Here is a 19643-nt window from a genome sequence, read left to right on the forward strand (position 1 = left end):
CTATCTAAAAAACATTATTGATTAGCCAAAGTCTTCGCTTTCTCTACTGCTTCTTCTATAGAACCAACAAACATAAATGCAGCTTCAGGTAATTCATCATGTTTTCCTTCAAGAATTTCTTTAAAACCTCTAACGGTTTCTTTTACTGGTACAAATTTACCTTTCATTCCAGTAAACTGCTCAGCTACTGTAAATGGTTGAGATAAGAATCTTTGTACTTTTCTTGCTCTTGTTACTACTAATTTATCTTCTTCAGATAATTCATCCATACCAAGTATTGCAATAATATCTTGAAGTTCTTTATATCTTTCAAGTATATGTTTAACCTCTATTGTAACATCATAATGTTCCCTACCAACTATTCTAGGATCAAGCATTGTTGATGTCGATTCTAATGGATCTACTGCCGGATATATACCAAGTTCAACTATTCCTCTTGATAGTACTGTAGTAGCATCAAGATGTGTAAATGTAGTTGCCGGAGCTGGATCTGTAAAATCATCTGCTGGTACATACACTGCCTGAACAGATGTAATTGAACCTTGCTTTGTAGATGTGATTCTCTCTTGTAATTGTCCCATTTCTGTAGCAAGTGTTGGTTGGTAACCAACAGCACTTGGTATTCTTCCAAGTAGTGCGGAAACCTCAGAACCAGCTTGTGTAAATCTAAAAATGTTATCTATAAACAATAGTACATCCTTACCTTGATCTCTAAAATTTTCGCACATAGTAAGACCAGTTAACGCAACTCTCATCCTGGCACCAGGCGGTTCATTCATTTGTCCAAAAACCAAAGCAGTTTTAGAAATAACTCCTGACTCCTTCATTTCATTATAAAGATCGTTTCCTTCTCTTGTTCTCTCACCAACACCAGTAAATACTGAAAGACCATTATGCTCTTTTGCAATATTATTCATAAGTTCTTGTATAAGAACAGTTTTACCAACTCCTGCACCACCCAAAAGGCCAATTTTTCCACCCTTTTGATATGGAGCTATAAGATCTATTACCTTAATTCCTGTTTCAAACACTTCTGGTTCAACAGATTGTTCTGCAAATGTTGGAGCTGACCTATGAATAGGCATATACTTATCTACCTTAACTTCGCCCATTTCATCCACAGGTTTTCCAAGAACATTAAATAACCTTCCAAGAACTACATCTCCAACTGGCACCATTATTGGGTGCTCTGTATCAATAGCATCTAGTCCTCGTCTTAAACCTTCTGTACCTTCCATAGCTATCGCTCTTACAATATCATCACCGATATGTTGTTCAACCTCAGCTACAATTACTCTATCTTTCATCTGAATTTCAATACTATTATAAATGTTAGGAAGACTATCTGAGTCAAACTTTATATCTATAACCGGTCCTATTACTTGAACGACTTTGCCTATATGTCCTGCCATTAATCTCTCTCCTTTCTACTTTAGAGCCTCCGCTCCTCCGACTATTTCTGAAATTTCTTGTGTAATCGAATATTGTCTACTTCTATTATATTTTAAATTAAGTTTATCAAGTATGTCATTAGCATTTTCAGTGGCTGATCCCATAGATTCCATTCTAGATTTGTGCTCACTTGCTTTTGAATGTAACATTGAATTTAGTGTTTTACCACCTAAAAATAAGGTCGTTATTTCACCTAATGCTTTTTCATCTATTGCTTCAATATTTACATACTCTTTATTTCTATTTTCTTCATCTTCAAAATTTAGAGGAAGTAACTTTTCAATTTTAACTTCATTTTTCATTGCTGAAATAAGTTTTTTATAAACAATATAAACCTCACCTATTTCATCATTATTATACATGTTGAAAGCATGATTAATAATAGTAGTGGCTTCTTTTTGAGTAGGAACATCTGAAATATCGACATATTCAGCCACAGTTTCAATATTGAGCTTTTTAAATATAACTCTTCCTTTATGGCCTACTATAATTATATCGTATTCTTCTTTATTGCCTTTAAGTTTACTTATCAATTCATTTACTATTGACCAATTAAAGCCGCCACAAAGACCTGTATCCGAAGTCAAAACAACATACATTTTCTTACTACTTTTGTTCCCTTTTATATAGATACTATCATCGTCGTAATTATCTCTAACTTGTTTAATAACTTCCTCAAGCTTATCTACATAATTATTATTAGTATCCAATTTTTTTCTTATCTTTTGGTATTTAGATGTCGAAACTAATCCCATTGCTTTTGTAATTTTCGTAGTATTTGTTATAGATCTTATTCTTCGTTTAATTGCAACAAGCCCTGCACCTGCCATGTTTCACCTCTCTTTAGTCTTGACTATATATTATCAATGCCATTTAGCTCTGATAATATATAGTCAAGACAAATTAATTATAGCTTAAAGGTGCTATATTAATTGATTCCTTATATTTAATTAAATTTTTCTCTTTACTTAGCTTTAAATTAAATTCTTCTCTTTACTTATCATCAATAGAGAATATTTCTTTAAATTCATCTATAGCCTCAGTAAGTTGTTGTTTTAATTTATCATCTAACACTTTGTTTGTAATTATTGTTTTACCTATTTCTCCATGATGTGTATCCATAAACTCAAAAAATTCTTTTTCAAATCGTGTTATTTGAGATACTGGAATATCTGCAAGACGGTTACCAGCCCCAGCAAAGAAAATCATAACTTGTTTTTCTACTGATACTGGTGAATATTGATCTTGTCTCAATATCTCCATTAATCTTTTACCCTTTTCCAGCCTCATTTTAGCATCTTTATCAAGATCTGTTCCAAATTGAGCAAAAGACGCAAGTTCTCTATATTGAGCAAGTTCAAGTCTTAAAGTTCCTGTAACTTGTTTCATAGCTTTAATTTGTGCATTTCCACCAACTCTTGATACAGATATTCCAGCATTAATTGCTGGTCTTTGTCCAGAATGGAACAATTCAGCTTCAAGGAATATTTGTCCATCTGTTATAGAGATAACATTAGTTGGTATATATGCCGTAACATCTCCTGCAAGAGTTTCTATTATAGGAAGTGCGGTTAATGACCCTCCACCCAATTTATCTGAAAGTTTTGCTGCTCTTTCTAGCAATCTTGAATGAATATAGAATACATCTCCAGGGTATGCTTCTCTACCTGGTGGTCTACGAAGTAATAATGACATAGCTCTATAAGCTACAGCATGTTTAGATAAATCATCATAAACTATTAATACATTCTTACCATTATGCATAAAGAATTCACCCATTGTACATCCAGCATAAGGCGCCAAATATTGAAGTGGTGCTGAATGCGAAGCTGTAGATGCTACAACTATTGTATAATCCATAGCTCCCATTTCAGATAGTGTATTAACAATATGCGCAACAGTAGATTGTTTTTGACCAATGGCAACATATATACATATAACATCTTTGCCCTTTTGATTTATAATAGTATCTGTAGTTAAAGCAGTTTTACCTGTTTGTCTATCTCCAATTATAAGTTCTCTTTGTCCTCTTCCAATTGGTACCATAGAGTCTATTGCTTTAATTCCAGTTTGAAGCGGTTCCTTAACTGATTGTCTTGAGATAACTCCAGGTGCTATTACCTCAACTGGTCTTGTCTCTGTAGTTTTAATTGGTCCTTTACCGTCTATTGGTACACCTAATGCATCAACAACTCTTCCTATTAAAGCTTCTCCTACAGGAACTTCTACAACCTTACCAGTTCTTTTTACTATGTCGCCTTCTTTAATTCCCTCTTCTGATCCTAAAAGCACACATCCTACGTTATCTTGTTCTAAATTTAATGCCATACCAAATATGCCATTCGGGAACTCTAAAAGTTCATTTTCCATACATTCATCTAATCCATAAACCCTTGCAATTCCATCACCTATCTGAATTATTGTTCCAGAGTCGACAGTTTCAATTGTTTTTTTATAACCTTCGATTTCTTTTTTAATTATAGATGTTATTTCTTCTGGTTTTATATTCATAAACTCACCTCTTTTCCTATTTAAACATTAATTTTTTCATTTCATCTAATTTGCTTTGTATTGTACCATCGATAACGTCATCACCGATTCTTATATATACTCCACCAATAATTTTTTTATCTAATTTTTCATCAAAAATAATCTTTTTATCATACATTTTTGCTAATTTAAGCCTGAGACTCTCCCTTTCAGTTTCTACAAGGGGAATTACAGTCTTAACTTCTGCTAATAGTGTATTGGTACGCTCTAGATGTATTTTTTCCATTTCTTTAAGGTTTACTTCAAGAAACAATATTCTATCTTTTTCTATAAGTATAAGCAAAAATGATAACAACCCATCATCGATTTTACCTTTGAAAATTTCAGTAAAAAGTTCCTTTTTTTTAGCTGTACCGATCTTTGGATGTTTAATAACTTTTAGGAAATCAACATCATTTTTAATAAGTGAAACAATTTCCCGCAAGTCATCTAAATATTCTTCTACTTTCCCTTTTCCATCGGCAACTTCATATAGTGCTAATGCGTATCTTTTATATAAGTATTCATACATTTTAGCTACCTACCTTAACAATAAAATCTTCTATTAATTTTCTATGCTCTTTTTCATCAATATGTTTTTCAAGAGCTCTTTCAGATAATATTAAAGATAAATCTATAACTTGTTTTTGAATTTCACTTGCTGCTTTTTCTTTTTCTCTTTCTATTTCGACTCTTGATCTATCCATTAGTGTAACTGACTCTTTTTTCGCATCATCAATGATTTCCTGAGAAATGTTTTGAGCTTTTACTTTATACTCTTCTACTATTTCTCTTCCTTTTGTCTTTGAATCATGTAATAATTTGTCTTTTTCTATTCTTGAAATCTCTGCTTTTTCTTCATTATCTTTAGCATTTTTAATAGATGCATTTATTCCATTTTTTCTATCATCCATTATCTTATTTACTGGCTTACTAAAAAAGTGCTTTAAGACAAATAACAATACAATAAAATTTATTATAGTGAATATAATTGTATTCCAATTTATAGTCAAATTCATAATCTATTAAAGCCCCCTTTAGTCCTAATTTCAAAATTTTTCATTTTGATATGTACCATTTTACTTAAATGCTAAAATTAGTGCTATTAAGAATGCATAAATAGCTGTAGCTTCTGAGAATGCTGCACCTATTACTAATGTACTAATTATAGATCCTCTAGCTTCTGGTTGTCTTGCTACTCCCTCTACAGCTTTAGCTGCAGCATTACCTGTTCCTATTCCTCCGCCAATACATCCTATTGCTGCAAGACCTGCGCCTATTGCAGATGCTCCTGTGATTATTGTTGCTGAATCTATAGCCATAATATATTCCTCCTTAATTTTTAAAAACTAAATTTAATGCTCTGCTATTACTTTTATGTTAATCATAGTTAACATAACAAAAATAATCATTTGAATAAGTCCATCGAACAAATCAAAATAAAAATGCAACGGTATAGGTATTAAAAATTGGGCAAATCCACTCAAACTAGCTAAGCCTGTATATGCCAAATCTATTATTACAACACCTGCAGTTATATTTCCAAATAATCGAAAACTTAATGATACTGGTAACATAACTCTTTCCATTAGATTGATAGGTAATATAAATGCATATGGTTCAACATAGCCTTTAAAATAGTGCCCTATACCTATCTTCTTTATAGCAAACCATTGAACAACAAAGAATGTTATTAATGCTAATGCCAATGATACACTATAATCTGATGTTGCAGGTGTAATACCTACCATCCCTGAGATATTTACAATACTAAGGAAGACAACTATTGTTGCTACATAAGGTACAAACCCCATATATTCTTCTCCCATATTGTCTTTGACAAGATTGTTAATAAAGTCCATAATCATTTCTATTATATTCTGCTTCTTATCTGGGATTATTTTCAAGTTTCTTGTAAAGATCGCACATAATATAGCTATTACGGCTATCATGCACCACTGAACAAATATGCTTCCTGCAATCCCAATACTGTACCCAAAGAATTTAATATGAAATAACGGCGCTATTTTATCCATTAAATCACTTCCTTTCACTATTCTTGTTGTTTATTCCGTAATACACTAAAGATATGAACTGCACACTATATCCGAAGATATATGCAATTATATTGAACATATTGTGTCTGCTAATAGCAAACCCAATAATACTCACTAATAAAACTCTTATAAAAGATCCTACTACAATAATGCCTTTACCTTTTAAACTTTTACTCTCAAGAGAATACTCTACTGTAATACCATTAACATAAAGATTCATTAGTGCTATTATTATCCCTAATAAAAAAAATAATGCATATGATTTAGCTGTAAAATAAATTATTGTAATAAAAATCAAAGAAATAAAGAAATCATATATAGCAATTTTTTTAAACATGTTCCTAAAATCACTATTCACTTTTACTTCTCCTTACTTTCTAACAGTATTGTAATTATAGTCTACTAATTTTCATAAATAAAACTCCAAATTCCTTGATATCTCAAGTTTTAAAGCCAAATTAATGACTTTTTTCATCTAAATACCAATATTCCTCTATATAACTCTTTATTACGGTTTAATACGTCTAAATAACTAATTATAAATCTATATTATTCAATTAAACTACATTTTAATAACATTGTGAACTTTCTTAACATTCATAATATTACATTGTACATTCCGCTGTCAATGGGTTTTATTAACTTTAGTATATACATTTCATTTGGGTAAACATTTACAAAACGTTTATATTTTCATATATTACCAGTTAAGTATATTGTTTCTTCAAAACAATTGCAAGTTATAATTTACAATATTTCATTTTTTTCTTTTAAGCATTCTCATTTTGTGTTATTATCACCCGTTATACTTGCGAATATACGTATACCTAATGATATTTTCAAGTATATAAGGTCTTAGATACCTTATACCTTGATAATTAATATACTCAGCCCTAATATCTTGTTACTCACGATTATGAATTTTATAATCTTCACTACTGTTATTTCAGACTGCTTTATTTATTAGAATTTAAAAAAAATAAATTTAAGAATTTAATTCTTAAATTTATCGACGCAACTTCAAATTGAAATGTTATTAAAGTAATTTACCAGTGCATCTACTATCTTAATCGAAGCATTTCCATCGCCATAGGGATTAATTGATTTACTCATATGATTATACTTGTCTACATTTCTAATTAACTTATTAGCTTCGAGTACTATTTTATCTATATCTATTCCAACTAGCCTTACTGTGCCAGCACTCAGGGCTTCTACCCTCTCAGTAACATCTCTAAGCACTAAAACTGGTTTGCCTAAATGAGGTGCTTCTTCTTGAATTCCTCCTGAATCGGTCATTACAAGATAACATTTTTTCATTAAATTATGAATTTCCCTAGTATCTATAGGTCTAAGTAAGTGTATTCTAGAAACATCCTTTAAAATACTATAAACCACATCTTTAACTACTGGATTTGGATGAACAAGATACAACACTTCTACATCTAGATTTTCTTCAACAATTATTTTTAAAGCTTTGCATATATTTTCAATTCCAATTCCCCAATTTTCTCTTCTATGAGCAGTAACCATTATAATTTTTTTATTTTTAAAATCAATTGAGTTTAACTCATGACTTTCAAAAACATAATTTTCTTTTATTGTATACTTCATAGCATCTATAACTGTATTTCCTGTAACAAAAATATTCTTTTCATCTATTCCCTCTCGTAATAAATTTTCTCTAGAGATAGTTGTAGGTGCAAAATGTAGCTCTGTTAAGGCACCAGTCAATTTTCTATTAATCTCTTCAGGATAAGGTGAATATTTATTATAACTTCTAAGACCTGCTTCTACATGTCCTACGGGTATCTTTCTATAAAACGCTGCAAGTGCTGCCGCAAAAGTAGTAGTAGTATCTCCATGTACTAAAACCATATCCGGCTTTTCTTTATCAAAAATTTCCTCAAGTCCAGAAAGCACAGAACATGTTATCCCTGTTAAACTTTGTTTTGTTTTCATTATGTTTAAATCATACTCAGGTTTTATGTTAAAGATTTCAAGAACTTGGTCCAATATTTCTCTATGCTGCGCGGTAACACATACTTTACATTTTATTTGAGGAACTTTTTCTAGTTCCTTAATTAGAGGTGCCATTTTTATAGCCTCAGGCCTCGTACCAAATATAACCATAATTTTAATATTTTTCACCAGATACCTCCTATATAAATTCAATTTATTATCACCTATAATTTTCAAAACTATAAAATAATATATAACCTAATCCTTTTGATCAAATATACCATATTTCCATGCTACTAAAACAGTAATAACTCCTACCGTTGCTAATAAAAAATATGCCCTTTGTGTACTAATTTGCATAGCTATGATAGCAATTCCGCCTAGAATAGCACTTATAAAATACATGATAATAACTGCTTGTTTTTGGCTGAGGCCCATAGCCAATAGCCTGTGGTGCAAGTGTCCCTTATCTGCTTGCATAATAGGTTTTCCATGAACTTTTCGTCTTATCATAGCAAAAAGTGTGTCATAAATAGGTAATGCAAACGCCAAAATTGGTACTGCAATTACAAAAGCCGTCGCAGATTTAATAGCCCCCTCAATTGAAATAGCCGCTAAGAGAAACCCTAATAATTGAGAGCCAGTATCCCCCATAAATATAGATGCTGGATTAAAATTATATGGCAAAAAACCTAAAATAGCGCCACTTAAGACCGCTGTTAAAAATGCAGCTTCTAGTCTTCCACTAAGTATAGAAACTATCATTAGAGTAACACATGATATGAATGCTATACCTGCCGCTAAACCATCTAATCCATCAATTAAGTTAAATGCATTAGTAACACCTACAATCCATATTATAGTAACTGGTATATTAATCCATCCCATGCTTATAAAAGGATAAAAATCCCTAAAAGGATTGGTTATCATTGATATCTTCACATCTGACATCAATAGGCATATAGCCGCTATAATTTGTATAAGGAGTTTATATCTAGGTCTTAAATCTTTAATATCATCAATAATTCCGCCAATAACAATTACAGTCGCGCCAATGATTATGCCCGTTTGAGATTTCGTTAAAATTCCATTATATAAAATCACTCCTAAAACAAAAGCTATATATATAGCGAGACCCCCCATAACTGGTACAGGTTTTGTATGAACTCTTCTTGCATCTTTAGGAACATCAATGGCATTAACCCTTATTGCTAATTTCTTAACTAAAGGTGTAAATACAGCAGAAATTAAAGCTGTAATAATTGCTAAAACATATCTATCACTCATAAAAAGACCTTTCTTTCACAAAAACGGTGTTTTTATTTGATAAATATAAACTAAAACTTATGAAATTAATAGTTAACTTTACTTTACAAGATTTCATAATTAATATCCACCATCACCTTGAATTGAGTCGTCGTTTTCTATCCATTCCTGTACACATACTATCTTATATAGTATTTTATCTTCTCTAATTATAACTTTCTCTATACCTGCATTAATTATAAATCTTTTACATAAAGAACATGGTGATGCATTTTCAACTAATTCACCACTGCTTACCTCTTTTCCTACCAAATAAAGCGTTGCTCCTAACATATCGCTTCGTCTTGATGATATAATTGCATTCTGCTCTGCATGTACCGATCTACAAAGTTCATATCTTGTCCCTCTTGGAACTTTTAACTCTTCTCTTCTACATACACCTAAATCACAACAATTTTTTCTTCCTCTAGGTGCTCCCGAATATCCGGTAGACATAATCTCATCATTTTTCACTATAATAGCTGCAAAATTCCTACGTAAACAAGTTCCTCGCTCAGATATTGTTTCACATATATCCAAATAATAATTATGCTTGTCAATTCTTTTCATAATTATACCTCATATAATATATTTTAATTATCTAGATAAAAATCAAATATAAAATTTATAATCCAATAATCAATCACTATTATTTTACACTAAAACAATAAAAATTTAAAGTGTTTGATAAACTATATATGTTAATTTACTATAAAGTAAAAAAAAGCATATATTACGGTTGTGTAATATATGCTTTTCTAAGCTGGCTTAAACCTATAATAGTTATAATTTTATAATTTTATAATTAATTAAAATAAGACTATACTATTACTCCGTTTATACCAATGGTTATCTCTTTGTATGGAACTATTACTCTAGCTTTAAGCATAGCTTCCTTTACAGAAAAAACAATACCAGCACAGCAAGGTACTTCCATTCTAATAACCGTAATACTCTTAATTTCATTATTTTCTAATATTTCAGCAATTTTATCTCTATAATAGTCATTATCATCAAGCTTCGGGCAACCTATTAAAGTTATTCTCCCTTTAATAAACTCCTTATGGAAATTTCCATAAGCATATGCAGTACAATCTGCAGCAATTAATATATCTGCCCCTTTTAGAAATCCTGCCTTTGAGTTAACTAACTTTAGCTGTACTGGCCATTGATTTAACATTGAAGCTACTGGTTCTTCTACATTCGTGTTTACTCTAACTTTTGATTGTACTAAATTAGAACTTATATTTCTTTTTATAGACTTTTCCATTGTACCAGGACATCCACAAGGTAGATCACTCTTCTTACCTTCTTTGTTATCACTTTTCTCCTTTTTAATTAAAACAGCCTCAATATCATAATTCATAGCGTCTCTCTGAATTATTTTAATAGCATCAACCGGGCATTCCGGCAGACAATCACCTAATCCATCACAATACTCATCACTTATTAATTTAGCCTTACCATCCACGAGTTCTATAGCTCCTTCATGACATGCATTTATACATAATCCACAACCATTACATTTACTTTCATCTATATTAATGATATCTCTTTTCATTTTAAAACCTCCCAAATTTTTAAATATATATTTGCTTACTAATTAACTTTTCGATTGACTGTATAGGCTAATTATATTAAAATTACTTATAATAATATGTAACTCATGTTACCAAAATAAAAATTTAAGGGTGATTCGATGGATAATTTAGTAAACAATTTAAAACACTGTATTTTATTTAAAGGTTTAACTTCTCTAGAGCTTCAAAATTTAATTATAAGTATAAACTATTCAATTTCCGATAACTCTAAAAATAGTGATGATTATCACACATCTATAGTAGCCCTTGAGGGAGATATCTGTGACTCACTAGGAATTGTCATCGAAGGTGAACTAGAGGTTCAAAAACATTACGCTAGTGGAAAAATTGTTACCCTAGCAAAATTAAATAAAGGAAAAATTTTTGGTGAAGCAATAGCTTTCTCAGAGACAAATATATATCCCGCTACTATAATCTCATCTATTGGTTCAATAATACTCTATATTTCAAAAAAAGATGTTATATCTATGTGTAGCGCCTATCCTATAGTGTTGAATAATTTCATGCAATTATTATCTAGCAAAATTCTTCTATTAAATCGAAAAATTAAGGAACTATCTTTTGAAACTTTAAGGCAAAAAATATCTAACTATTTATTATCTCAATATGAAATTCAAAAAAATTTAGAACTAATACTTCCAATGTCAAGGAAAAATCTTGCTGAGCATCTTGGTGTACAACGGCCATCTCTATCAAGAGAACTTGTTAATATGAAAAGTGATGGGTTAATAGATTTTAATAAAAATCTATTTCAAATAAAAGATTTAAATGGAATTGAGGACATTCTAATTTGATCCAATTGTCGAATATTCCCGAACTGTTTCTTAAAAGATATTAAATTTTACTTGATAATTGTTATCCATTGATGTATAGTTGTAATTGTAGCAAAGATAAACACTAATTTTGATTCTACTTAGTAAATTATATAACTAATATATGAGGGGATACAATTTATAATTGTAGTCTTACTCAAAAGAATACGAGGAGGAAATATATATGAAGAAATTTGTTTGTACAGTATGTGGATATATCTATGAAGGGGAATCTGCACCTGATGTCTGTCCTGTTTGTGGAGCTAAAAGTGATAAATTTATAGAGAAAACTGAAGGTGACATGGAATGGGCAGATGAGCATAAAGTTGGAGTTGCCAAAGGAGTAGACGCTGAAGTTGTAGAAGCATTAAGAGCTAACTTTGTTGGAGAGTGTAGTGAGGTTGGTATGTACTTAGCAATGAGTCGTCAAGCTGATAGAGAAGGTTTCCCAGAAGTTGCAGAAGCTTATAAAAGAATTGCCTTTGAGGAAGCTGATCATGCTTCAAAATTCGCAGAAATGCTTGGAGAAGTAGTAACAGGTGATACTAAGAAAAATCTTGAAATGAGAGTTGATGCAGAACATGGTGCTTGTCAAGGTAAAAAAGATTTAGCTACTTTAGCTAAAAAACTTAACTATGATGCTATACATGATACAGTACATGAAATGTGTAAAGATGAAGCTCGTCATGGTCGCGCATTCCAAGGATTATTAAATAGATATTTCAACTAAGCCGACCATGACGATATTAACGACTAACATAGCCCCTACAATCCTTTGTAAATGAAGGGTTGTAGGGGCTTCTTTATGTACCGACTCTATGTACGCAGTACACGGATTGAGGAACGAAGGTATGTGCTATAGAGGATAATGTTTTTGAGGGTTTTTATAAATCTCAAGGGAAAACTCGTGGGCAAATCGTAAAAAATAAGGGGTAAAAAAGTTACTCAAGGGCAAATGCCAACGAGAAGTGACTCAAAGCCAGTAGTAACAAGGGTTTACTTAAAATAACATTGATTTTTACATAGGTTTTGCAACATAAAAAACACTTGTAATGATTTGATTACAAGTGCAAAAATGTTTATGAAATTGTATGCAAAGACCAATGTAAAAGTTATAATTTAAAATATACACTTGTAAAAATATTGAAACTATACTTCTGTTTCAAGTATAATATTAGTGAATACTTGTATTCTAAGATGAAACAAGGGATATCTACTTCAACTGATATGCGAATTTATTCGCATATTGCGTTATGGGTTTGATTGATAAGTTATGTTAGCATTAAGTTATCAACTTAAAGGAGGATACACCGCTCGGAACAATAAAGTTAATTTATCAAAGAACGTTCGGGGGTTTTTGTAAACCTGAACCCGAAATATATCTTACAAGGAGAATATTTTATGAGCAACAAAAGTCATACAAATGGTAATAAGGGAAAGTCGAGCATGGAACTTATCGCAATGCATCACATGCACGGCTGGATGGATGACCCAGAGAAGACTTTTGTGCTGTTCATCGAGCTGAGTGAGTTTGAAGGGGATGATGGCTTAATTAAGAACATGATGCCTTTGTATAAGCCGTTAGTTACCCCGCAGGGAACATTGGGAATCGAAAGGTTTGACCACGTGCATGCTTGGACTACCGACGCCGACGGAGCCGCACGATTCTACTCCGATGTTTTCGGGATGACGACTCATAGCTGGATCGACCCAAAGAACAATATCAAGATTGCTCTTCTTAAGGCCAAGAACGACCCCAGGAGCGACAAAGAACTTGATCATGAATTCGTCGACTGCCGAACGAATGTTGACGGCCTGATCCGTCACCTTGGTCAGGCTCATCCCCAATGACAGCCCGGTATTGATCGATGCAACCTCCTCATGGAACCGATGATGCCGGCAGGAAGATTGCTTACCTCATCGCTTATCTTTTTGCGTGCCTGGTAAAACTCTTCATGGATTATAGATTCCTATTTAACAATATCCCAACTCTTTGTGCCATAACATGAGGCGGGTAAGGCATTCCATTCTTGAACCACCATTCCACGATCCCCACGAAGGCTGCTCCAAAAAATTGGATAAACACATCATCGCCTTCACTTAATCCATGATTTATTCCTTCTTTTACATCAACTTTATTTTTTATTCTTTCCAGTTTGTATTGTATCCTTTCCAGAATAAATTCAAGAAATCGACGATGAAAGTAAGGAGCTCCATGACTCGCTAACATGGAAGAGAAGAATAAATAATTACGCTCAAAGTATTTGAACGACAATAATTCCGCATCTATATGACTCATGTCGGCTGCCGATTCGCAGAGTTCCCGCAATTCGTTAATATGTTTTTCAATAAGCTTATCCAATAGATCAAATTTATCCGTATAATGAAGATAGATGGTTCTTCGGCTTACATTTGCCCTGTCAGAAATCTCCTGTATCGTAATATCATTAAAAGTTTTTTCAGACATCAGCTCAATAATGGCTTTTCTTATCGCTTCTTGAGATTTGAGTATTCTTCTATCCACCTTAGACATGTTATAATAGTCACCCTTTCTCTGAAATAATTATCAAATTTAATTAACCTGTGCACTAATGCACGAATCGTAGATATCTGGAAATTGCAAAGAATCTATTTCTCTATATAATAGTATACAGATGCGCATTAGTAAATACAAGCGTATTAAATTGCGAAAAATCAAAAGGAGTGTTACTTAAATGAAAGTATTATTAGTTAATGGAAGTCCTCATGCAAAAGGGTGTACTTATACTGCCTTGGATGAAGTAGCCGGAGCATTAGAAAAACAAGGTATTGAAACAGAAATCTTTAATATAGGGGCAAAGCCAGTTTCCGGCTGTCTAGGTTGTTCTGCTTGTATGAAAACAGGCCAATGCTTTATGGATGATTCAGTAAATGAATTTTTAAGTAAGGCCGGTGAGGCAGATGGTTTTGTGTTCGGCTCTCCAGTACATTTTGCTTCTGCTACCGGAGCGTTAACCTCCTTTATGGATAGGGCCTTCTCTGCCAACAGGTGGAACGGGAAATTACCCTTCAAACCTGCAGCAGCAGTTGTAAGCGCTCGTCGTGGTGGAACTACGGCTACATTTGACCAGATCAACAAATATTTTACAATAAGCAATATGCCTATCGTATCATCCCAATATTGGAATATGGTACATGGAAATACTCCAGAAGAGGTGCAGCAGGACTTGGAAGGCATGCAAACAATGCGTACTCTAGGTAATAATATGGCATGGTTACTGAAATCTATTGAGGCGGGAAAAGCTGCAGGTTTGGCATTACCGGAAAAAGAAGCTCCTGTAATGACCAACTTTATTCGGTAAAAAAAGAAGTCCTGATTCCGCTCAGATTCGCTCGAATAAGTTTGATAAAATCGGTAAGCGAATAGTTTTGTGATGTATACAGCTCGCATGAATTTAAAATAAATTTATTCAATGCATTTTCAGTGTCAAAAAGAAATGGATGCTTTCAGCTAATGTACGACCCACAATAAGAGCGTGATAGCGGAAGTGCATCCTTTCTATATCAAAAATAACAGGAGGTATAGACGTGAAAAAATCTATTTCATTATCTGCACAGGTTGTGCCTTGTCCGGTGTGGGTTATCGGATCTTATTCAAAAGATGGAACCCCGAATTTGATGACAGCAGGCTGGGGCGGCGTATGTTGTTCGGTGCCGGCCTGCATCGCGGTATCTCTTAGGGAAGCAACATTAACATATGAAAATATTATGGAACGTAAGGCTTTTACAGTTAATTTGCCTTCATTGCAATACATAAGTGAAGCGGATTACATTGGAATGGAATCAGGGAGAAATGCGGATAAGTTTTCAAAACTGGGACTGACTGCTGTTAACAGCGAAATTGTCGATGCGCCATATGTGGCTGAGTTCCCGCTGGTCCTGGAATGCAAAGTTCTGCATACAATTAAGATTGGATTGCATACCCAGTTTATCGGGGAAATTGTGGATATGAAAATTGAAGAAATGTTTCTAGATGATACAGGGCACATAGCAATCGAAGCTTTGAATCCGCTTGTCTATATCCCCAAAAATAATGCCTATCATACACTGGGTGGAAAAGTGGGACAGTCTTTTGCGATTGGCAATAAACATCGGTAATAATTCTGGTTCCGGTGCAAAAATAAAACTGTGATTAATCTTACCGTAAACTTGAAAAATGAGGTAAAGAGTATGTCACAGCATTTATTTAAATATAAGCATTTTGAGTTTTTATTTAAAATTGAACGCATATACACATAAAAGGGGGTGAGAAAATCTAAGTGTAAGATTGAAAGTTATTTTAAACGCAGAAAGGGGTAATTACATGACAAACAAGAGTGATAACTTTTCTTTAATGGACATTGGTTCATTCGAGAATCTTCTAAATCTGGATTTTAAAGGCTTTAAGGGTAAATATTTCATGGGTAATGATCTTGGTCTTACGGGCTGTGAAGTATCTCTGAACTGCCTCGCAGCCGGAACGGGAATGCCGTTTGCTCATGCTCATAAAAAGAACGAAGAACTCTATATTATTACTGGCGGTAATGGAACTTTTTTTGTTGATGGAGTCGAATTTCCTGTTCAGGAGGGTAGCCTGGTACGAGTAGCTCCTTCTGGGGAACGTGCTTGCAAAGCTGGTGATAAAGATCTATATTATATTTGTATTCAGGATCAAGATGGCAGTTTAACTCAGGCCGCTCAAGAAGATGGCATACTTGGTGACGCCAAGGCTTCTTGGATGGATATATAACATAGATACTTAATTGAAAAAGTAGTCTGGCAGGATTTAAAGTGGACCCTGTGTCAAGGACATTTTAAAAAAGTGGCTTAAATAAAATACCCTCCCATCATAAATATGATATGAGGGTATTTTTCTATATTTTTATAGGATATTCACCGTTTTTTAAGTAAGTAGAATATTGATTTGGTGATAATTTTGCTAGTCCCCATTGGTAACGATCATTGTTGTAATAGTCCATATAATCATCAATCACAAACCTTAAATCCAATATACTGGAGCATCGTTCAAGATGTATTTCATCCTTCATATGGCCGAAAAATGATTCCTGTGGAGCATTGTCCCAACAGTTGCCTCGCCTGGACATAGACTGACGTAGTTTCTTGTCTTTTAAAAGCTGTCGAAAAGATATGCTTGTATCAGTGAGAAGTATCATACCAGGGCCATGTTCTTGGAACTCTCTGTTTACCAGGTTTTCAGAAATATTGTTGGTCTTCATGGCTTTTGCCATACGTCGATATGGATTTGCTTTGCGTATCGGACACATTAGCTTGTATTTGTTCATAAGACGATGTATTTTCTTGCGATTCATTCTAATTCCTTGATTCAGAAGGCGCATATGTATTCCACGTGAACCCTTGTCATAACCACGAAACTTATACGCTTCTAGGATAAGTTCAAAATCTTTTTTGTCTAGTTCTTCCTTCTCATTTCTTGTATCTACATTGTTTTGCCATTGGTAGTACCCTGAGTGCGATACTTCAGCTGTTTGGCAAAGCAAGCTGATATTTAACAGGTTGTTATTTTGTTCAATCATTTTTTTGATGAGTTTGTATTTGATGGGTGCTTTCGCTTGTATTCCCAGTTTGCCTGCCGATCCATTTGATTGTTTTTTTTTAGAAATTCATTTTCTTGGTTTAAGTATGCAATTTTTTGCTCTAAATGCTTTATTTTCTCAACATCGCTGAGTTGCCTTGTGGTTGGACGTCCAGAGTTATTTTTTCTGGTGTCTTCAAACCCTTCGGGTCGTAATTCATACCTTCATTCTGGTTACAAGACTAGTTTTTCGTCCCTTTCCAAACATTTGTTGATCAAACCCCATATCACTTAAAATTTGAGATGGCAACTTCCCAGTGTCATATTCTTCTTTAAATTTCTCTTTAAAAATTTTTGTATAGGTAATTGATTTTACACTTACCTTTTGAACATATGGATTATTCCGCAGTTCATTTTGTTGTTCTTCCGTAAAACATTTATTCCCCGTAGCAGCTCACCCCTAACTTGATATATTAATTATAACAAAAAGACCCTACAAAGTAGAGTCAGTTAGTTTTTCGAGACAAATATGCCACTTTTTTAACTGTCTACCTTATAGGGTCCATTTTAATTTCTGTCAGACTACTTTTTATTTGAGTAATTTTCGTTTCTAATTATGTCAAAGTGTAATCAGAATTGGCAGATACTTTGATACTTTTTCAAAGAAAACAGTAGTATGTTCAGCGAAATATGAAAATATTTCGTTACCTATCTAACAATATCCCAACTCTTTGTGCCATAACATGAGGCGGGTAAGGCATTCCATTCTTGAACCACCATTCCACGATCCCCACGAAGGCTGCTCCAAAAAATTGGATAAACACATCATCGCCTTCACTTAATCCATGATTTATTCCTTCTTTTACATCAACTTTATTTTTTATTCTTTCCAGTTTGTATTGTATCCTTTCCAGAATAAATTCAAGAAATCGACGATGAAAGTAAGGAGCTCCATGACTCGCTAACATGGAAGAGAAGAATAAATAATTACGCTCAAAGTATTTGAACGACAATAATTCCGCATCTATATGACTCATGTCGGCTGCCGATTCGCAGAGTTCCCGCAATTCGTTAATATGTTTTTCAATAAGCTTATCCAATAGATCAAATTTATCCGTATAATGAAGATAGATGGTTCTTCGGCTTACATTTGCCCTGTCAGAAATCTCCTGTATCGTAATATCATTAAAAGTTTTTTCAGACATCAGCTCAATAATGGCTTTTCTTATCGCTTCTTGAGATTTGAGTATTCTTCTATCCACCTTAGACATGTTATAATAGTCACCCTTTCTCTGAAATAATTATCAAATTTAATTAACCTGTGCACTAATGCACGAATCGTAGATATCTGGAAATTGCAAAGAATCTATTTCTCTATATAATAGTATACAGATGCGCATTAGTAAATACAAGTGTATTAAATGGCGAAAAATCAAAAGGAGTGTTATTTAAATGAAAGTATTATTAGTTAATGGAAGTCCTCATGAAAAAGGGTGTACTTATACTGCCTTGGCTGAAGTAGCCGGAGCATTAGAAAAACAAGGTATTGAAACAGAAATCTTTAATTTAGGGGCAAAGCCAGTTTCCGGCTGTCTAGGTTGTTATTCTTGTATGAAAACAGGCCAATGTTGTATGAATGATTCAGTAAATGAATTTTTAAGTAAGGCCACTGAGGCAGATGGTTTTGTGTTCGGCTCTCCAGTACATTTTGCTTCTGCTACCGGAACGTTAACCTCCTTTATGGATAGGGCATTCTTTGCCAACATGTGGGGCGGAAAATTAGCCTACAAACCTGTAGCAGCAGTTGTAAGCGCTCGTCGTGGTGGCACTACGGCTACATTTGACCAAATCAACAAATATTTTACAATGAGCAATATGCCTATCGTATCATCTCAATATTGGAATATGGTACATGGAAATACTCCAGAAGAGGTGCAGCAGGACTTGGAAGGTATGCAAACACTGCGTACTCTAGGTAATAATATGGCATGGTTACTGAAATCTATTGAGGCGGGAAAAGCTGCAGGTTTGGCATTACCGGAAAAAGAAGCTCCTGTAATGACCAACTTTATTCGATAAAAAAAGAAGTCCTGGTTCCGCTCAGATTCATTTGCACCCCTTGGAAAACAAAAATAGCCGGTCAAGGTGATTTCAAATTCACCCCAACCGGCTATTTCTACTTCCATCAATCGATGTAGTATGCTCATGTAAATCTTGTAGGGGTAGATTGCAATTTAATCTTCGTGCTCATCCTCGTCTAGTGGTTTGGCTACTTCAGGTCGTAAGATTTGGGAACGCCTGATTCTATCGGTTTGTTCATATTGAATAAATAGTAAGCGTTTATCTGTTTACA

The 19643-nt window shown here is 33.4% G+C and carries 22 protein-coding genes and 2 pseudogenes; 7 read left to right on the forward strand and 17 right to left on the reverse strand.

Going from position 1 to position 19643, the window contains the following annotated elements; all coding sequences use genetic code 11:
* Positions 1 to 14: 14 nt before the first annotated feature.
* From atpD to LL038_RS18065, 12 genes are all read right to left on the reverse strand, one after another.
* Positions 15 to 1412, reverse strand: a complete 1398-nt coding sequence (atpD, locus tag LL038_RS18010) for a F0F1 ATP synthase subunit beta (RefSeq protein WP_216105969.1) — start codon at positions 1410 to 1412, stop codon at positions 15 to 17.
* Between the two features lie 15 nt (positions 1413 to 1427).
* Positions 1428 to 2282 carry an ATP synthase F1 subunit gamma gene (atpG, locus tag LL038_RS18015; RefSeq protein ID WP_216125283.1) on the reverse strand — a complete coding sequence of 285 codons (855 nt, stop codon included), beginning with the start codon at positions 2280 to 2282 and terminating at the stop codon, positions 1428 to 1430.
* 163 nt (positions 2283 to 2445) lie between these two features.
* Positions 2446 to 3963, reverse strand: coding sequence for a F0F1 ATP synthase subunit alpha (gene atpA / locus LL038_RS18020; RefSeq protein ID WP_216125282.1), 1518 nt, complete (start codon positions 3961 to 3963; stop codon positions 2446 to 2448).
* A 16-nt stretch (positions 3964 to 3979) separates the two neighbouring features.
* Entirely contained in the window at positions 3980 to 4513 is a 534-nt protein-coding gene (locus LL038_RS18025; protein WP_216125281.1) for a F0F1 ATP synthase subunit delta, read from the reverse strand.
* A 1-nt stretch (position 4514) separates the two neighbouring features.
* The gene (locus LL038_RS18030) at positions 4515 to 4994 is read right to left on the reverse strand and encodes a F0F1 ATP synthase subunit B (protein WP_375293029.1); all 480 of its coding nucleotides are present in this window, start codon (positions 4992 to 4994) and stop codon (positions 4515 to 4517) included.
* A 66-nt stretch (positions 4995 to 5060) separates the two neighbouring features.
* Positions 5061 to 5303 carry an ATP synthase F0 subunit C gene (gene atpE, locus LL038_RS18035; protein ID WP_071611079.1) on the reverse strand — a complete coding sequence of 81 codons (243 nt, stop codon included), beginning with the start codon at positions 5301 to 5303 and terminating at the stop codon, positions 5061 to 5063.
* 33 nt (positions 5304 to 5336) lie between these two features.
* The gene (locus tag LL038_RS18040; protein WP_216125278.1) at positions 5337 to 6017 is read right to left on the reverse strand and encodes a F0F1 ATP synthase subunit A; all 681 of its coding nucleotides are present in this window, start codon (positions 6015 to 6017) and stop codon (positions 5337 to 5339) included.
* A gap of 4 nt (positions 6018 to 6021) precedes the next feature.
* Complete coding sequence (locus LL038_RS18045; RefSeq protein ID WP_216125276.1) at positions 6022 to 6396, reverse strand: ATP synthase subunit I; 375 nt, start codon at positions 6394 to 6396, stop codon at positions 6022 to 6024.
* 662 nt (positions 6397 to 7058) lie between these two features.
* Positions 7059 to 8189, reverse strand: a complete 1131-nt coding sequence (gene wecB / locus LL038_RS18050) for a non-hydrolyzing UDP-N-acetylglucosamine 2-epimerase (protein WP_309245095.1) — start codon at positions 8187 to 8189, stop codon at positions 7059 to 7061.
* 69 nt (positions 8190 to 8258) lie between these two features.
* Complete coding sequence (locus tag LL038_RS18055) at positions 8259 to 9287, reverse strand: MraY family glycosyltransferase (protein WP_216125275.1); 1029 nt, start codon at positions 9285 to 9287, stop codon at positions 8259 to 8261.
* Between the two features lie 99 nt (positions 9288 to 9386).
* Complete coding sequence (locus LL038_RS18060) at positions 9387 to 9875, reverse strand: deoxycytidylate deaminase (protein WP_216125274.1); 489 nt, start codon at positions 9873 to 9875, stop codon at positions 9387 to 9389.
* A gap of 250 nt (positions 9876 to 10125) precedes the next feature.
* Positions 10126 to 10866, reverse strand: a complete 741-nt coding sequence (locus LL038_RS18065; RefSeq protein ID WP_216125273.1) for an ATP-binding protein — start codon at positions 10864 to 10866, stop codon at positions 10126 to 10128.
* Positions 10867 to 11004: 138 nt separating this feature from the next.
* Here LL038_RS18065 and LL038_RS18070 point away from each other — a divergent pair, with 138 nt between their 5' ends.
* The 3 genes from LL038_RS18070 (at position 11005) to LL038_RS18080 (ending at position 13569) form a co-directional block, all read left to right on the forward strand.
* A complete protein-coding gene (locus LL038_RS18070; RefSeq protein WP_216125272.1) occupies positions 11005 to 11700 on the forward strand; it encodes a Crp/Fnr family transcriptional regulator in 696 nt (231 codons plus the stop codon).
* A gap of 202 nt (positions 11701 to 11902) precedes the next feature.
* A complete protein-coding gene (locus LL038_RS18075) occupies positions 11903 to 12448 on the forward strand; it encodes an NADH peroxidase (RefSeq protein ID WP_216125271.1) in 546 nt (181 codons plus the stop codon).
* 671 nt (positions 12449 to 13119) lie between these two features.
* Positions 13120 to 13569 (forward strand): VOC family protein, encoded by a 450-nt coding sequence (locus LL038_RS18080; RefSeq protein ID WP_216125270.1) that lies wholly within the window; start codon positions 13120 to 13122, stop codon positions 13567 to 13569.
* A 109-nt stretch (positions 13570 to 13678) separates the two neighbouring features.
* Here the strand turns inward: LL038_RS18080 and LL038_RS18085 are convergent, their stop codons facing one another.
* On the reverse strand, positions 13679 to 14251 hold the full coding sequence (locus tag LL038_RS18085; RefSeq protein ID WP_268055907.1) for a TetR/AcrR family transcriptional regulator: 573 nt from the start codon (positions 14249 to 14251) through the stop codon (positions 13679 to 13681).
* Between the two features lie 181 nt (positions 14252 to 14432).
* On the opposite strand from LL038_RS18085, the gene LL038_RS18090 reads away from it, so the two are divergent.
* From LL038_RS18090 to LL038_RS18100, 3 genes are all read left to right on the forward strand, one after another.
* A complete protein-coding gene (locus tag LL038_RS18090) occupies positions 14433 to 15059 on the forward strand; it encodes a flavodoxin family protein (protein WP_216128142.1) in 627 nt (208 codons plus the stop codon).
* Between the two features lie 226 nt (positions 15060 to 15285).
* Positions 15286 to 15855, forward strand: a complete 570-nt coding sequence (locus LL038_RS18095) for a flavin reductase family protein (RefSeq protein ID WP_216128144.1) — start codon at positions 15286 to 15288, stop codon at positions 15853 to 15855.
* 205 nt (positions 15856 to 16060) lie between these two features.
* Entirely contained in the window at positions 16061 to 16486 is a 426-nt protein-coding gene (locus tag LL038_RS18100) for a cupin domain-containing protein (RefSeq protein WP_216128146.1), read from the forward strand.
* 124 nt (positions 16487 to 16610) lie between these two features.
* Here LL038_RS18100 and LL038_RS18105 read toward each other — a convergent pair whose 3' ends face one another.
* The 4 genes and pseudogenes from LL038_RS18105 to LL038_RS18110 all read right to left on the reverse strand — a co-directional run bounded on the left by LL038_RS18105 (position 16611) and on the right by LL038_RS18110 (position 18561).
* Complete coding sequence (locus LL038_RS18105; protein WP_253200381.1) at positions 16611 to 17291, reverse strand: IS3 family transposase; 681 nt, start codon at positions 17289 to 17291, stop codon at positions 16611 to 16613.
* Positions 17288 to 17482: pseudogene (locus LL038_RS25600) on the reverse strand (hypothetical protein); the annotation flags it as partial. The gene LL038_RS18105 and the pseudogene LL038_RS25600, both read right to left, overlap by 4 nt.
* A 25-nt stretch (positions 17483 to 17507) precedes the next feature.
* Positions 17508 to 17720: pseudogene (locus tag LL038_RS25605) on the reverse strand (HTH domain-containing protein); the annotation flags it as partial.
* A 274-nt stretch (positions 17721 to 17994) separates the two neighbouring features.
* On the reverse strand, positions 17995 to 18561 hold the full coding sequence (locus LL038_RS18110) for a TetR/AcrR family transcriptional regulator (protein WP_268055908.1): 567 nt from the start codon (positions 18559 to 18561) through the stop codon (positions 17995 to 17997).
* 181 nt (positions 18562 to 18742) lie between these two features.
* On the opposite strand from LL038_RS18110, the gene LL038_RS18115 reads away from it, so the two are divergent.
* A complete protein-coding gene (locus LL038_RS18115; protein ID WP_216126288.1) occupies positions 18743 to 19369 on the forward strand; it encodes a flavodoxin family protein in 627 nt (208 codons plus the stop codon).
* The last annotated feature ends 274 nt before the right edge of the window (positions 19370 to 19643 follow it).

Origin of the sequence: Clostridium estertheticum, assembly GCF_026650985.1 — a bacterium.
Lineage (GTDB): Bacteria > Bacillota > Clostridia > Clostridiales > Clostridiaceae > Clostridium_AD > Clostridium_AD estertheticum_C.

Excerpts from the sequence above, each read along its gene's own strand:
- atpD (WP_216105969.1), bottom strand. The coding sequence starts at position 1,412 with ATGGCAGGACATATAGGCAAAGTCGTTCAAGTAATAGGACCGGTTATA.
- atpG (WP_216125283.1), bottom strand. The coding sequence starts at position 2,282 with ATGGCAGGTGCAGGGCTTGTTGCAATTAAACGAAGAATAAGATCTATA.
- atpA (WP_216125282.1), bottom strand. The coding sequence starts at position 3,963 with ATGAATATAAAACCAGAAGAAATAACATCTATAATTAAAAAAGAAATC.
- LL038_RS18025 (WP_216125281.1), bottom strand. The coding sequence starts at position 4,513 with ATGTATGAATACTTATATAAAAGATACGCATTAGCACTATATGAAGTT.
- atpE (WP_071611079.1), bottom strand. The coding sequence starts at position 5,303 with ATGGCTATAGATTCAGCAACAATAATCACAGGAGCATCTGCAATAGGC.
- LL038_RS18040 (WP_216125278.1), bottom strand. The coding sequence starts at position 6,017 with ATGGATAAAATAGCGCCGTTATTTCATATTAAATTCTTTGGGTACAGT.
- LL038_RS18055 (WP_216125275.1), bottom strand. The coding sequence starts at position 9,287 with ATGAGTGATAGATATGTTTTAGCAATTATTACAGCTTTAATTTCTGCT.
- LL038_RS18060 (WP_216125274.1), bottom strand. The coding sequence starts at position 9,875 with ATGAAAAGAATTGACAAGCATAATTATTATTTGGATATATGTGAAACA.
- LL038_RS18065 (WP_216125273.1), bottom strand. The coding sequence starts at position 10,866 with ATGAAAAGAGATATCATTAATATAGATGAAAGTAAATGTAATGGTTGT.
- LL038_RS18070 (WP_216125272.1), top strand. The coding sequence starts at position 11,005 with ATGGATAATTTAGTAAACAATTTAAAACACTGTATTTTATTTAAAGGT.
- LL038_RS18075 (WP_216125271.1), top strand. The coding sequence starts at position 11,903 with ATGAAGAAATTTGTTTGTACAGTATGTGGATATATCTATGAAGGGGAA.
- LL038_RS18080 (WP_216125270.1), top strand. The coding sequence starts at position 13,120 with ATGAGCAACAAAAGTCATACAAATGGTAATAAGGGAAAGTCGAGCATG.
- LL038_RS18085 (WP_268055907.1), bottom strand. The coding sequence starts at position 14,251 with ATGTCTAAGGTGGATAGAAGAATACTCAAATCTCAAGAAGCGATAAGA.
- LL038_RS18090 (WP_216128142.1), top strand. The coding sequence starts at position 14,433 with ATGAAAGTATTATTAGTTAATGGAAGTCCTCATGCAAAAGGGTGTACT.
- LL038_RS18100 (WP_216128146.1), top strand. The coding sequence starts at position 16,061 with ATGACAAACAAGAGTGATAACTTTTCTTTAATGGACATTGGTTCATTC.
- LL038_RS18105 (WP_253200381.1), bottom strand. The coding sequence starts at position 17,291 with ATGATTGAACAAAATAACAACCTGTTAAATATCAGCTTGCTTTGCCAA.
- LL038_RS18110 (WP_268055908.1), bottom strand. The coding sequence starts at position 18,561 with ATGTCTAAGGTGGATAGAAGAATACTCAAATCTCAAGAAGCGATAAGA.
- LL038_RS18115 (WP_216126288.1), top strand. The coding sequence starts at position 18,743 with ATGAAAGTATTATTAGTTAATGGAAGTCCTCATGAAAAAGGGTGTACT.